The following is a 12983-nucleotide window of genomic DNA, read 5'->3' on the forward strand; positions in this document are numbered from 1 at the left end:
GCGAAGAGGGGAAACGCGTTACGCGTTGCAGTATTTTTTCTTCAGCACCACAGTGACAGCGCCAACCAGGCCGACAACCAGCAGGAACACCGGCAGCAGCATCAGGAAGGTCATCACCTGATCTTCATGGCGTTTCACAAACGGGATCATGCTGATGGCGTAGCCCAGCGAGGTCACCGCGCCGACCCACAGCAGCCCGCTCAGCCAGTTAAATAACTGGAAACGGCGGTTAGAGAGGCCGGAGATGCCCGCCATCGTCGGCAGCAGGGTGCGGATAAAGGCCAGGAAACGCCCCGCCAGCAGTGCCAGCAGACCGTGACGGTCAAACATATAGGTCGCCCGCTCGTGATATTTAACCGGCAACTGCGAGAGCCAGCTTTTCACCACGCGCGTATTCCCAAGCCACTTGCCCTGGATATAGCTCAGCCAGCAGCCGAGACTGGCGGCGGAAGTTAGGATGGCTAACGTCGCGACGAAATCCATGCAGCCGCGCGCAATCAACGCACCAGCAAGCAGCAGCAAACTGTCACCGGGTAAAAACGAAGCAGGAAGCAGACCGTTTTCTAAAAAGAGGGTGGCAAACATTACTAAATAAACAACACCCACAACATGTGGATTTGCCAGCGCAGCAAAGTCGTGATGCCAGAGCGCAGCAATAATATCTTGAATAACAGCCATGGACTTTCCCGTGGAACCGCGTAGAGGAGGCTATTGTACTCCAGTTCGCCTGAAACACCTTGATCGGGGGCGCAAGAAACAGAGAATTTTCTGAATACTTACGCCCGTAAGCTTGGTTTACACGATGCGCTGAAAGCCCGCCACTAAATCCTCAATCAGATCGTCAACATTCTCTAAACCAATGTGCACTCGGATTAATGTGCCGGTGAAATCCACGTCACCGTCCGGGCGAATCGCCGCCAGCTGTTCTGGCTGGTTGGCGAGTATCAACGACTCGTAACCGCCCCACGAATACGCCATGCTGAATAGCGAGAAATGGTCGAGGTAGTTGGCTAACTCTTCATTACTTAAGCGCTTATTCAGCACAAACGAGAACAAGCCGCTGCTACCGGTAAAATCCCGCTGCCAGAACTCGTGGCCTTTGCTGCCGGGAAGCGCCGGGTGATTCACGCGCGCCACCTGCGGATGTGCGGCCAGCCATTCGGCAATTTTCAGGCTGCTTTCGTGGTGCTGACGCAGACGAACGCCCAATGTGCGCAGGCCACGGCTGGTCATATACGCCGTGTCGGCATCCACCATTTGCCCCATCAAATAAGCGTTTTCGCGCAGTTGTTCCCAACAGCGGGCGTTGGATACCGCCGTACCGATCATGCCGTCGGAGTGACCAATCAGATATTTGGTTGCCGCCTGAATCGAGATATCAATATCGAATTCCAGCGCCTTAAACAGCACGCCCGCCGCCCAGGTGTTGTCGATCATGATAATGGCTTCTGGCGCAACGCTTCGCACCGCCTGCACAATCGCCGGAACATCGTGGACTTCCATGGTGATTGAGCCGGGCGATTCCAGGAACACCACTTTGGTGTTCGGCTGAATCAGCCGCACAATGCTGGAACCGATCATCGGGTCGAACCAACTGGTGGTGACGCCGAGTTTGGCGAGAATTTTAGTGCTGAAATCCTGGCTGGGTTCATAGGCGGTGTTGGTCATCAACACATGATCGCCTTGTTCAACAAACGCCAGAATGGTATTTGCCACCGCCGCAGCGCCGCAGGGGAACAGTGCGCAGCCCGCGCCGCCTTCCAGTTCACACATCGCGTCTTGCAGCGAAAAGTGCGTAAGCGTACCGCGACGGCCGTAAAACAGCTCGCCGTTGGCGCGGTTACGCGTCGCGTGTTTTTTGGCTTCAACGGTGTCGAATACCAGTGAAGAGGCGCGCTGGATAACGCTATTCACCGACCCTTGCGTGTATTTTTTGCTGCGCCCTGCGTTAACCAGAGCGGTATCAAGATGCTTTGCCGTCATTCTCGCTCAACCTGTTTTTATACGTCTGGATGTCCAGACTACCATGATTGTTGGCGGATGCCTCGCAGTGTTGTGCCGGTGAGTGAATTTTTTCCAGAAAATGTTCAATGGAGTCTGTTTACTGCGTAAGCGCAAAGAAAATGACTTTTAATTCAGGCACTCTGCAAATACTAATGAGAACTACTATCAATTCGACGACTTTTTGATATCATGGCGCACAGATTTTGTGATTTGCGTCTCGGAGATACACTGTGGGTAATAATTTGATGCAGACGGATCTATCCGTGTGGGGCATGTACCAGCATGCCGACATCGTTGTGAAGGTGGTGATGATCGGCCTGATTCTGGCGTCTGTCGTCACGTGGGCGCTTTTCTTCAGCAAAAGTGTTGAGATGATTTCACACAAGCGCCGCCTCAAGCGTGAGCAGCAGCAGTTAGCTGAAGCCCGCTCTCTGGATCAGGCGAGTGAAATTGCTTCCGCTTTCCACGCGCGCAGCCTGAGCACAATGTTGATCAACGAAGCCCAGAACGAACTGGAGTTATCCGCAGGCAGCGAAGATAACGAAGGCATTAAAGAGCGCACCGGTTTTCGTCTCGAACGCCGTGTTGCCGCCACCGGTCGCCATATGGGGCGCGGGAATGGCTATCTGGCAACGATTGGCGCAATCTCGCCGTTTATTGGTCTGTTTGGTACCGTTTGGGGCATCATGAACAGCTTCATCGGTATTGCGCAGACGCAAACCACCAACCTCGCGGTTGTCGCGCCGGGCATCGCGGAAGCGCTGCTGGCAACGGCTATCGGCTTGGTTGCTGCTATCCCGGCGGTGGTGATTTACAACATCTTCGCCCGTATGATCGGCAGCTATAAAGCGACCCTCGGCGATGTTGCCGCGCAGGTTCTGCTGCTGCAAAGCCGCGATCTGGATCTGGCTGCCAGCAACGCTCAGCCGGTTCGCACCGCGCAAAAATTACGAGTAGGTTGATTCGTCATGGCAATGCGTCTTAATGAAAACCTGGACGATAACGGCGAAATGCACGAAATCAACGTCACGCCGTTTATCGACGTGATGTTAGTGCTGCTGATTATCTTTATGGTGGCCGCGCCGCTTGCCACGGTTGATGTGAAAGTTAACCTGCCGGCATCAACCAGCCAGCCGCAGCCGCGCCCGGAAAAACCGGTTTACCTGTCGGTAAAAGCCGATAACACCATGTTTATTGGTAACGATCAGGTTACCGATGAAACGATGGTTAACGCGCTCAATACGCTAACCGAAGGTAAAAAAGACACGACTATCTTCTTTCGCGCGGATAAAACCGTGGATTACGAAACGATGATGAAGGTAATGGATACGCTGCATCAGGCGGGCTATCTGAAGATCGGTCTGGTGGGCGAAGAAGTCGCGAAAGCGAAGTAATACTGAATCAATTAAAAAGCTGGCGAATGCCAGCTTTTTTTATGCCTGTTATCCTAGGTGTTCGCCGCCTGTCACGCCATGCACTTCGGCGGTGACGTAGCTTGATTCCTGGCTCGCCAGATAGACATAAATCGGTGCCAGTTCCGCAGGCTGCCCGGCACGTTTCATTGGCGTTTGCTGGCCAAACTGCGGCAGTTTCTCCTGAGGTTGCCCACCAGCAATTTGCAGCGCTGTCCAGATTGGGCCGGGGGCTACGATGTTAACGCGGATCCCTTTTTCCGCGACCTGCTTCGCCAGTCCCCGGCTGTAATTGAGGATTGCCGCTTTGGTTGAGGCGTAGTCCAGCAGATGGGTACTCGGTTGATATGCCTGAATAGACGATGTGGTAATAATGCTCCCGCCCGCTGGCAGCAGCGGCACGGCTTCCTGGGTTATCCAGAACAGCGCAAAAACGTTAACGGTGTAGGTTTGGGTAAATTGCTCCGTTGTCAGGTTGGCAATCTCTTCCACGGCAGTCTGTTTACCCGCTACCAGCGCCAGAATATCCAGCCCGCCAAGCTGCTCTTTTGCCTTGTGCGGCAAAGAGCGGGCAAAAGACTCATCGGTCAGGTCACCGGGAATTAACACCGCTTTGCGCCCGGCAGCTTCGATTTGCGCTTTCACCTGCTGCGCGTCTTCCTCTTCCGCAGGCAAATAGTTGATGGCGACATCTGCGCCTTCGCGCGCATAGGCAATAGCCGCCGCGCGACCAATACCGGAATCGCCACCGGTCACCAGCGCTTTGCGATCTTTTAGCCGCCCGCTACCGACGTAGCTGTTCTCGCCGCAGTCGGGAACGGGATCCATCTTCGACTGAACGCCTGGCGTTGGTTGCCGCTGTTTCGGGTATTCGCCAGTGTAATACTGCGTGGTGGGATCCTGCATTTTCGTCTGGTTATTCGCCATTACGTACCCTCCATATCGGTTGTTGAGTACTTAAGGGTAGAAGCCTGAGCTGAAAATGCAGACTAATTCAGGATTATCTTGAGGCGAAGGTGTACAAGCGTGGGAGAGGTAAGGGCTATTTAGTGTTTGCGGCTCGCTTCGCCGCCGCTTCTTCTTCCAGTGCCACGGTCGTAACATTCGAGGTACGATATTCGCCATCGCTTAGTTTGCGGCTCAGGCGTAACGTCGCGGTTTCGCGGCTCAGAATGTACTGATAGTTCGCCTCCAGGCGCCCCATGATTTTATCCCGCAACTCTGGTTTTTGCGCGATGATGGCGTCGATGACAGCGCCATAAATCTCTTCTTTCACCTGCAGGGGATAGATTTCGCGACGGTTCTGCCATTTCAGGCGCACCAGCGCCGCAGGAATAGAAATCAGTTCACGCGCGATTCGCTGAATAGTTTCGTTTTTGCTTAATATCAGGGCGTCTTTATTTTGCTTTAAGATAAATTCATCACTTTTTTTCTCTTCTAAAGCTAAATAAACGTTATTATTTTCGACCTCTTTCACGTTATTCATCCCCGAACTTATAAAACATTGGCGTATCTTTTTCTCGGGTAATGAGATTAAGCCAAATCTCATTACCTGCTTCATTTATTTGCTGAGTTTTATCCGCAATTATTTGGCTTAATGTTTGGGCATCTATCTCGCCTTCCGCTTGTAAATCATTAAGTAAACGCGCGAAAGTCTCGATTTTTACCACACACAATAGCCGCTCTTTTATATGGCGGTCGCGTTCTTCCAGCAGCATATTTCTCGACTGCCCGGTACGGCTGGCATTCGCTAATATATCGTTAGCATGTTCAGCGAGTGTTCTTTTACCCTGAGTTAAATTAGGCTCTTTTCCTTCTTCTCCAGGCTTGGTTTCAACGGCAGAAATGTGAAATCGTGCCGGGACAAGATTCTCGGGAAGCATTTCCAATGTCCTTTAATATCAACAGGGAAGAGGGTGTTCAGGCGTGAGGTTCGTTGACAATATCATGGCGCACTTTTAAAATCAAAAAAAAGGAGCCTGCTCATGAACAGTATTTTTTATTCTGTTATTGCTTTATTGCTGCTGACGGGCGGCGTTCTTTTATTGATGCGTGAGTACAATAAAAAAGCTCCCCTTAGTGAAATTGACACTCTGCCTTTACCACCGCAACCGTTGTCAAAAGAGGAAGGGGAAGATCATTTCTCCGCGTTAATGAATGCGATTACGCCAGTGTGGTACTGGCGCGTTAATCATGAATATATAGATTTTCTTCATGCGACAATTAAGCGCATGAATATGGCGGAATTAAATAGTACGCCTGGGTTATTTGAAGCGCAGCGTCGCTGTAGCGATCTCAATTCAGCGGTGTATAAGTATTACGACAATATAAAGAAGCGCTGCGTAAATGGTGAAAAAGTACCGCATTCGGATCTGGATGTGCTCAACCTGCGTCAGTGTTTTCGTGAATTCAGTATGGAAGCGTATCCGGCGCTGGTCGTGCTGGTATGGCCAGAGAACCAACGACCGTGGGTCAACCCCGAAGAGGTGTAGTGCCGTGTTGCTTTAGTGTTGCAAATTGTTTGCCCGGCTGGGATATACTGAGCGCCGGTTTAGCAATCTGAAGAGACTTTACGCAACATGGAACGCTTTCTGGAAAACGCAATGTACGCTTCGCGCTGGTTGCTCGCCCCGGTTTACTTCGGCCTCTCCCTTGCCCTGCTTGCGCTGACGGTAAAATTCTTCCAGGAGATTTTTCACGTCCTGCCCAATATCTTCAACCTGGCGGAAGCGGATCTGATCCTGACGCTGTTGTCGCTGGTGGATATGACGCTGGTGGGTGGTTTGCTGGTGATGGTGATGTTTTCCGGCTATGAAAATTTCGTCTCACAGCTCGATATCGCCGAGCATAAAGAGAAGTTGAACTGGCTGGGCAAAATGGACGCCACATCGCTGAAAAACAAAGTCGCGGCGTCGATTGTCGCCATTTCGTCGATTCATCTGCTGCGCGTGTTTATGGATGCCAAAAACGTCCCGGATAACAAACTGATGTGGTATGTGATTATCCACCTGACGTTTGTACTTTCCGCTTTTGTGATGGGCTACCTGGACCGGTTAACCCGCCATCAACACTGAGTTCATTGCCGGGCCGCGTCCTGCCGCCCGGCATTACCTTTTTACTTATCTGAAGAAGCCTGCCACAAATTCAGCTCGCCATCGGCAATGTGTTTGTCGATCTGCGCCAGTTCCTCGCTACTAAAATTGAGGTTGTTCAACGCCTGAACGTTCTCTTCAAGCTGTTCCGGACGGCTCGCGCCAATCAGCACCGACGTGACTCGCGCATCTTTTAACAGCCAGCTCAGCGCCATTTGCGCCATCGACTGACTACGGCGTTGCGCCATGTCATTGAGCAAGCGCAAGCTGTTGAGGTTGCTCTCTGTCAGCATTTTCTCCGTCAGGCCGCGTACTTTTTTGCCTTCACGCTGCATGCGCGAACCTTCCGGAATACCGTTCAGGTATTTGCCGGTTAGCAGCCCTTGCGCCAGCGGAGTAAAGGCGATGCAACCCACGCCGTTATCTTCCAGCGTATCCAGCAGGCCGGTTTTGTCCACCCAGCGGTTCAGCAGGTTGTAAGAGGGCTGGTGGATAAGCAGCGGGATTTTCCACTCACGTAACAGCGCCGCCATTTGCTGTGTGCGTTCGGTGGAATAGGAAGAGATGCCGACATACAGCGCTTTACCGCTCTGCACGGCCTGCGCCAGCGCGGATGCCGTCTCTTCCATTGGTGTTTTTTCATCAACCCGGTGCGAGTAAAAGATATCCACGTATTCGACGCCCATCCGCTTCAGGCTTTGATCGAGGCTGGCGAGCAGGTATTTGCGTGAACCGCCAGAACCGTACGGACCTGGCCACATATCGTAACCGGCTTTGGTGGAGATAATGATCTCGTCGCGGTATGCGGCAAAATCCTCACGCAGCAAGCGGCCAAAATTCTCTTCCGCGCTGCCTGCTGGCGGCCCGTAGTTATTGGCTAAATCAAAGTGGGTAATGCCGAGGGAAAATGCTTTGCGCAGCAAGGCACGCTGTGAGTCCAGGGCGTGTCCGTGACCAAAACTGTGCCACAGACCGAGAGAAAGCGCGGGCAGTTGCAAGCCGCTCTTGCCGCAGTAACGGTACTGCATCTGTTCGTAGCGATTCGGGTTGGCGAAGCCAGGCATGATGTCTCCTATCTTTTTAATCTTATCGATGAAAATTCGAAACAACGTTTCTATCTTACGTCTGTTTTCTGCACATCAAAAGATGAGGTTGTGTCTGGATGTTTTTTGAGCGAAAAGCGGAGCGCTATGCTTTGCTTAGAGAGGCATACATAGACGGAGATAAACGATGACGCGGTTAACAGCGAAAGATTTCCCGCAGGAGTTGCTCGATTACTACGACTACTACGCACACGGCAAGATCAATAAGCGAGAGTTTTTACAGCTGGCGGGCAAATATGCGGTCAGCGGTATGACGGCGCTGGCGCTGTTCAACTTATTGAAACCGAACTACGCGCTGGCAACGCAGGTGGAATTCACCGATCCGGACATTCATCCTGAATACATCACTTATCCGTCGCCAAACGGGCATGGCGATGTGCGTGGCTACCTGGTTAAACCGACAAAAGCGCAGGGCAACGTGCCGGCAGTGGTGGTGGTACATGAAAACCGTGGGCTAAATCCGTATATCGAAGATGTGACTCGCCGCGTCGCCAAAGCAGGTTACATTGCGCTGGCACCGGATGGTTTAAGCTCCGTGGGCGGCTACCCAGGTAACGATGATGAAGGTCGCGCATTGCAGCAGAAAGTTGACCCGACAAAACTGATGAATGATTTTTTTGCCGCCATCGAGTTTATGCAAAAGCATCCGCAGGCGACGGGCAAAGTGGGGATCACCGGTTTTTGCTATGGCGGCGGCGTGTCAAACGCAGCGGCGGTGGCTTACCCCGAACTGGCGTGCGCGGTACCTTTTTATGGTCGGCAACCTCCGGCGGCGGACGTGGCGAAAATCAACGCGCCGCTGTTGCTGCATTACGCGGCGCTGGACAAGAACATCAACGAAGGCTGGCCTGCTTATGAACAGGCTTTAAAGGCCCATCAAAAAGTTTACGAAGCGTGGGTTTATCCCGGCGTTAACCACGGTTTTCACAACGATTCAACGCCGCGATACGATAAGGCGGCGGCCGAATTGGCCTGGCAACGCACCCTGGAGTGGTTCAAAAAGTATCTCGCCTAGTGGCTGTAATGTTGGCAGGGATGCCGAAAATATAAAAAAGTTTAATATCTCGAATTTTCTTTATTTAACGACGTTAATTAACTGCATAAGCAATGATTTCCAGCTTTTTAAGTTAGAAATGCAGAAAAATAGATAATTAACGCAATGCCATTGGTTTTCTGGCTTTTCCTGGCAGGCAAAAAAGCGTTTTTAATTTACTTTAGGCACCCGTTCTTTCTGCGAAAATTCCTGGGAAAGCGGCTAAAAAAACGGCGCGGCCTAAATCGTTGCGGGCTATTCATAATATTTATCAATGTATACAAAAATAATCGTTTGTAGAGGTTTTGTCTCCGCACTCATTGCATGACCGGGCAACGAGCGCGAGCCGCAGCACCTCTACATACCGCGATATGATTGGATTTTAACATTTCCCCTTGTATCTTTATCTGCCTGACTATCGGGTTATGTTGCATAAAAAAACATCTTTTTTAACATCACTTCACAAGCATTTAAAGCTTGCTTAACTCTTATTTTTTTAACTTTTTCAGCGAATGATTAGTGATATTTATCGGTGTTTTTAAAATGGCGATATTAACCATTATCGCTATGTTAAAGCGTGATTTTTATATCGTTACCCAATGTCATTTTTATTTATTAATTATGGTTTTTAATTTTATGGCACAACGTTTTAAAAATTGACGTTCTTTCCTGTTGCCATATTTGTGGTCGTTTTTATAATAAAGTATTAAATGAAAATATCGTTTAATATTAGTTGGTTATGCTGTTATTTGTTAGCATATTGCGTCGGCATTAACCGCATTTACGGTGAAATAAAGTTAGCAGAATAATCGTTTTGGCGGCGGCTCAAGTGGCAGAAGAAAGAGAAAAGATCAACGCTGTTTTCATACAAAAATTTTTAGGTGGACATTTAATATTTTCCGCACCTTGCCGATAAATGGAGATAACTCTCGCCCGCAGGCGAGAAAGCACCATTACCGCAAGGACAATATTATGAATATGCTTCGTAACTTTACTATACGAGCCGTGATGCTGGTGATCCTCGGGATCTTCGGCGTGCTGTGGTCTGGCGTCGGCTTGTATAGTGTTTTTTCTCTGTCAAAAGTCGCAGATGGCAATGACGTCGATCGCCAGCTTGTGACGCAAATGACTCTTCTTAGCCAGGGTAATGATCAGTACTTCCGATTTGTTACTCGTCTTAGCCGTGTGATGGAAGCCAAAGCTGCGGGTGGCTCGCCAGATATGGCTCCGGTGCAACAGGCGCTGGACACCATGTCGCGTAAATTGACGGAGTTTAAAGCCGTATCGCCGGGCCCGATGGATCCCAAAGTATCTGAACAAGTGATCGCCGCCTGGCAGGCGCTGCTGGATCAAGGGGTAACTCCGCAGATGCAGCTGGCGCAGCAAGGTACGCCAGACGCGTACCGCCAGCAGGCCAACAATGTTACGCCGGGTTTGAGCCGCAGCTTTGGTACGGCGACAGAAAGCTTTAATAAAGCGGCCAGCAGCAGCCTCGATGAAACACGCGTGATGGTCGATGCGCGCACCAGCACCACGCGTGTCGCGATTATTACGGCAATGGTGATTGGCTTGTTAATTCTGCTGTTCACCGACCGCTATCTGGTCGCCATGCTGGTGAAACCGCTGAACCGTATTCGTGCGCACTTCAGCCTGATGGCGCAGGGCGATCTCAGCCAGCCGCTGGAAGATATGGGACGTAACTGCGTGGGTCAGGTGATCCCGCTGCTGTTAGCAATGCAGGATAGCCTGCGTGAAGCGGTGAGCAGCATTCGCCACGGCAGCGAGAATATCTGGCGCGGTGCGTCCGAAATCTCCACCGGCAATAACGATCTCTCTTCTCGTACTGAAGAGCAGGCTGCGGCGCTGGAACAAACCGCTGCCAGCATGGAAGAGCTGACCTCAACGGTAAAACTGAACGCGGATAACGCCAACCAGGCTAGCGAACTGGCACAAGTGGCGTCGACCACCGCCAGCAAAGGCGGCGCGCTAGTAAAAGAAGTCATCAGCACAATGGATGGCATCTCTGACAGCTCGAAGAAAATCGCCGAAATCACCAACGTGATTAACAGCATCGCCTTCCAGACCAACATTCTTGCGCTTAACGCCGCCGTGGAAGCCGCGCGGGCGGGTGAGCAAGGTCGCGGTTTTGCGGTGGTCGCAGGTGAAGTGCGTAACCTCGCCAGCCGCAGTGCCGGCGCGGCGAAAGAGATCGAAACGCTGATCGCGGATTCTGTTTCCCGCGTAGAGAAAGGCGCGAAACTGGTCAATGACACCGGCACCACCATGGAAAGCATTCTGCGTGCGGTGAGAGAAGTGACCACCATTATGAAAGAGATTGCTTCTGCGACGGATGAACAGAGTAAGGGTATTTCTCAGGTGGGCGTGGCAATTACTCAGATGGACAGCGTAACGCAGCAGAACGCCGCGCTGGTGGAAGAGATTTCCGCCGCCGCAGCCGCGCTGGAGCGCCAGACCGAAGAGTTGCAGCGTTCCGTGCAGCAGTTCCGCCTTTCCAGTGACGAGCAGCAGAAACCTGCGGCCACCGCGCTGGTAAAACCGGATTTATCGCGCGGCGCACCGCGTAAAGCAGCAACGTCTTCGGATGAGTGGGTCGCGTTTTAATCAGCGCTATCGCCGCCACGAAAGATCGTTATATAATTTTTTATATAACGATTGTGGGGGTGATAACGATGGACAACCATTTTGGTAAGGGCTTGATGGCCGGGCTGAATGCGGCGCAGGCGGACAGCGCCAGTAACGTGGCGCATTTCTGCCCGGACTATAAGCGTGGTTTTGTACTCGGGTTTTCGCATCGGATGTTTGAAAAAACGGGCGATCGTCAACTCAGCGCGTGGGAAGCAGGCATTCTTACGCGTCGCTACGGGCTGGATAAGGACATGGTGATGGATTTCTTTCGTGAGGGCCACTCCAGCACTGTGATCCGATTTTTTATGGCGGGTTACCGTCTCGAAATCTAAAAATAAGCTTTGCTCAATATGTCGTTCTCTTTTGTGAAGGTCACTTTTGTCGAGGGTGACTTTCATTTTTTTTGCCGTTTTGTGCCCCTAAGCCCCTCATTTTTCTGTGACTACTGCAACACTCTCCGGCTTTTTGCATAATACCCTTGTTTTTTATGTGATTATTTGTCGGGGCGATCGCAGCATTCATCTGCCAATCAGGTGGAGAATAATCCTAGTCCAGGCTAAGGGATAACAATAAATGGCAGGAGAGAACCAACAATTTGCGTCTCATGGCGTGAGCCGTCGTGATTTTATGAAACTGTGTGCTGCACTGGCGGCGACCATGGGGTTAAGCGGCAAAGCCGCTGCCGAAATGGCCGAAGCTGTCAGTCATCCCCAGCGTCCACCCGTTATCTGGATTGGCGCGCAGGAGTGCACAGGCTGTACCGAATCACTGCTTCGCGCGACCCACCCCACGGTAGAAAACCTCGTGCTGGAAACCATTTCGCTGGAATACCACGAAGTGCTTTCTGCCGCGTTTGGTCACCAGGTTGAAGAGAATAAACACCGGGCGCTGGAGCAGTACAAAGGCCAGTACGTGCTGGTGGTCGATGGCTCGATTCCGATGAAAGACGGCGGTGTTTACTGCATGGTGGCCGGCGAACCGATTGTCGACCATATTCGTAAAGCGGCGGAAAACGCGGCGGCGATTATCGCCATTGGCTCCTGCGCCGCCTGGGGCGGCGTGGCGGCGGCGGGCGTTAACCCGACCGGCGCAGTCAGCCTGCAAGATGTGCTGCCTGGCAAAACGGTGATCAACATTCCCGGCTGCCCGCCAAACCCACAAAACTTTCTTGCCACGGTGGCGCATATCATCACCTTCGGCAAACCTCCGGCGCTTGACGCCAAAAACCGTCCCCGCTTTGCCTACGGGCGCTTAATTCACGAGCATTGCGAACGTCGACCGCATTTCGATGCCGGACGTTTTGCGAAAGCGTATGGCGATCAGGGGCATCGCGAAGGCTGGTGCTTGTATCACTTAGGTTGCAAAGGCCCGGAAACCTGGGGCAACTGCTCAACGTTGCAGTTTTGCGATGTGGGCGGTGTCTGGCCGGTTGCCATTGGTCACCCGTGCTACGGCTGCAACGAAGAGGGGGTTGGCTTTCACAAAGGCATCTCCCAGCTTGCGCATGTGGATAACCCTACGCCGCGCGCCGCGAAACCAGACGTCAACCTGAAAGAGGGCGGCACCGTGTCGGCAAGCGCTGTCGGTTTGCTGGGCGGCGTCGTAGGTCTGGTGGCGGGTGTCGGCGTGATGACCGTGCGTGAACTGGGTCGCCAGCAGAAGAAAAACGACACGGATTCACAGGGAGACTAGC

Annotated in this window: 14 protein-coding genes; 8 read left to right on the forward strand and 6 right to left on the reverse strand. The window is 52.0% G+C overall.

The features are described from left to right. Positions 1-18: 18 nt before the first annotated feature. Positions 19-678: a DedA family protein gene (locus ACFX4U_RS10145; protein ID WP_020455265.1), complete on the reverse strand. Its 660-nt coding sequence runs from the start codon at positions 676-678 to the stop codon at positions 19-21. Positions 679-795: 117 nt separating this feature from the next. Then, positions 796-1983, reverse strand: coding sequence for a cystathionine beta-lyase (gene metC, locus ACFX4U_RS10150; protein ID WP_305734973.1), 1188 nt, complete (start codon positions 1981-1983; stop codon positions 796-798). A 251-nt stretch (positions 1984-2234) separates the two neighbouring features. On the opposite strand from metC, the gene exbB reads away from it, so the two are divergent. Both exbB and exbD read left to right on the forward strand, forming a co-directional pair. After that, positions 2235-2966 carry a tol-pal system-associated acyl-CoA thioesterase gene (gene exbB / locus ACFX4U_RS10155; protein ID WP_305734974.1) on the forward strand — a complete coding sequence of 244 codons (732 nt, stop codon included), beginning with the start codon at positions 2235-2237 and terminating at the stop codon, positions 2964-2966. Between the two features lie 6 nt (positions 2967-2972). After that, on the forward strand, positions 2973-3398 hold the full coding sequence (gene exbD / locus ACFX4U_RS10160) for a TonB system transport protein ExbD (RefSeq protein WP_017457481.1): 426 nt from the start codon (positions 2973-2975) through the stop codon (positions 3396-3398). Positions 3399-3446: 48 nt separating this feature from the next. On the opposite strand, the gene ACFX4U_RS10165 is transcribed toward exbD, so the two are convergent. The 3 genes from ACFX4U_RS10165 to ACFX4U_RS10175 all read right to left on the reverse strand — a co-directional run bounded on the left by ACFX4U_RS10165 (position 3447) and on the right by ACFX4U_RS10175 (position 5299). Beyond that, entirely contained in the window at positions 3447-4343 is an 897-nt protein-coding gene (locus ACFX4U_RS10165) for an SDR family oxidoreductase (protein ID WP_380218638.1), read from the reverse strand. A 115-nt stretch (positions 4344-4458) separates the two neighbouring features. Further along, positions 4459-4902: a cytoplasmic protein gene (locus tag ACFX4U_RS10170; protein WP_305737550.1), complete on the reverse strand. Its 444-nt coding sequence runs from the start codon at positions 4900-4902 to the stop codon at positions 4459-4461. After that, positions 4895-5299: a hypothetical protein gene (locus ACFX4U_RS10175; RefSeq protein ID WP_200552259.1), complete on the reverse strand. Its 405-nt coding sequence runs from the start codon at positions 5297-5299 to the stop codon at positions 4895-4897. Before ACFX4U_RS10175 ends, ACFX4U_RS10170 begins: the two co-directional genes overlap by 8 nt. A gap of 102 nt (positions 5300-5401) precedes the next feature. Between ACFX4U_RS10175 and ACFX4U_RS10180 the strand changes: the two genes are divergently transcribed. Together ACFX4U_RS10180 and ACFX4U_RS10185 are read left to right on the forward strand one after the other, a co-directional pair. Continuing rightward, complete coding sequence (locus ACFX4U_RS10180; RefSeq protein ID WP_305734976.1) at positions 5402-5908, forward strand: ESA_00282 family adhesion-associated protein; 507 nt, start codon at positions 5402-5404, stop codon at positions 5906-5908. A gap of 87 nt (positions 5909-5995) precedes the next feature. Continuing rightward, entirely contained in the window at positions 5996-6490 is a 495-nt protein-coding gene (locus tag ACFX4U_RS10185; protein WP_017457486.1) for a TIGR00645 family protein, read from the forward strand. Between the two features lie 41 nt (positions 6491-6531). Here the strand turns inward: ACFX4U_RS10185 and ACFX4U_RS10190 are convergent, their stop codons facing one another. Continuing rightward, positions 6532-7572: an aldo/keto reductase gene (locus ACFX4U_RS10190; RefSeq protein WP_313508060.1), complete on the reverse strand. Its 1041-nt coding sequence runs from the start codon at positions 7570-7572 to the stop codon at positions 6532-6534. Between the two features lie 166 nt (positions 7573-7738). On the opposite strand from ACFX4U_RS10190, the gene yghX reads away from it, so the two are divergent. The 4 genes from yghX to hybO all read left to right on the forward strand — a co-directional run bounded on the left by yghX (position 7739) and on the right by hybO (position 12982). Continuing rightward, positions 7739-8626, forward strand: a complete 888-nt coding sequence (gene yghX / locus ACFX4U_RS10195) for a YghX family hydrolase (RefSeq protein ID WP_313508061.1) — start codon at positions 7739-7741, stop codon at positions 8624-8626. Between the two features lie 990 nt (positions 8627-9616). Next, positions 9617-11266, forward strand: coding sequence for a methyl-accepting chemotaxis protein (locus ACFX4U_RS10200; protein ID WP_313508062.1), 1650 nt, complete (start codon positions 9617-9619; stop codon positions 11264-11266). Between the two features lie 68 nt (positions 11267-11334). Further along, positions 11335-11622: a DUF2623 family protein gene (locus ACFX4U_RS10205; RefSeq protein WP_313508063.1), complete on the forward strand. Its 288-nt coding sequence runs from the start codon at positions 11335-11337 to the stop codon at positions 11620-11622. 241 nt (positions 11623-11863) lie between these two features. Next, positions 11864-12982, forward strand: a complete 1119-nt coding sequence (gene hybO, locus ACFX4U_RS10210; RefSeq protein WP_305734980.1) for a hydrogenase 2 small subunit — start codon at positions 11864-11866, stop codon at positions 12980-12982. Position 12983: the final 1 nt, after the last annotated feature.

The sequence above is a fragment of the Kosakonia sp. YIM B13588 genome (assembly GCF_042788165.1).
Classification (GTDB): Bacteria; Pseudomonadota; Gammaproteobacteria; order Enterobacterales; family Enterobacteriaceae; genus Kosakonia; species Kosakonia sacchari.

What these genes read in the sequence shown, in the direction of transcription:
- ACFX4U_RS10145 (WP_020455265.1), bottom strand. Translation starts at nt 678, where the DNA reads ATGGCTGTTATTCAAGATATTATTGCTGCGCTCTGGCATCACGACTTT.
- metC (WP_305734973.1), bottom strand. Translation starts at nt 1,983, where the DNA reads ATGACGGCAAAGCATCTTGATACCGCTCTGGTTAACGCAGGGCGCAGC.
- exbD (WP_017457481.1), top strand. Translation starts at nt 2,973, where the DNA reads ATGGCAATGCGTCTTAATGAAAACCTGGACGATAACGGCGAAATGCAC.
- ACFX4U_RS10165 (WP_380218638.1), bottom strand. Translation starts at nt 4,343, where the DNA reads ATGGCGAATAACCAGACGAAAATGCAGGATCCCACCACGCAGTATTAC.
- ACFX4U_RS10170 (WP_305737550.1), bottom strand. Translation starts at nt 4,902, where the DNA reads ATGAATAACGTGAAAGAGGTCGAAAATAATAACGTTTATTTAGCTTTA.
- ACFX4U_RS10175 (WP_200552259.1), bottom strand. Translation starts at nt 5,299, where the DNA reads ATGCTTCCCGAGAATCTTGTCCCGGCACGATTTCACATTTCTGCCGTT.
- ACFX4U_RS10180 (WP_305734976.1), top strand. Translation starts at nt 5,402, where the DNA reads ATGAACAGTATTTTTTATTCTGTTATTGCTTTATTGCTGCTGACGGGC.
- ACFX4U_RS10185 (WP_017457486.1), top strand. Translation starts at nt 5,996, where the DNA reads ATGGAACGCTTTCTGGAAAACGCAATGTACGCTTCGCGCTGGTTGCTC.
- ACFX4U_RS10190 (WP_313508060.1), bottom strand. Translation starts at nt 7,572, where the DNA reads ATGCCTGGCTTCGCCAACCCGAATCGCTACGAACAGATGCAGTACCGT.
- yghX (WP_313508061.1), top strand. Translation starts at nt 7,739, where the DNA reads ATGACGCGGTTAACAGCGAAAGATTTCCCGCAGGAGTTGCTCGATTAC.
- ACFX4U_RS10200 (WP_313508062.1), top strand. Translation starts at nt 9,617, where the DNA reads ATGAATATGCTTCGTAACTTTACTATACGAGCCGTGATGCTGGTGATC.
- ACFX4U_RS10205 (WP_313508063.1), top strand. Translation starts at nt 11,335, where the DNA reads ATGGACAACCATTTTGGTAAGGGCTTGATGGCCGGGCTGAATGCGGCG.
- hybO (WP_305734980.1), top strand. Translation starts at nt 11,864, where the DNA reads ATGGCAGGAGAGAACCAACAATTTGCGTCTCATGGCGTGAGCCGTCGT.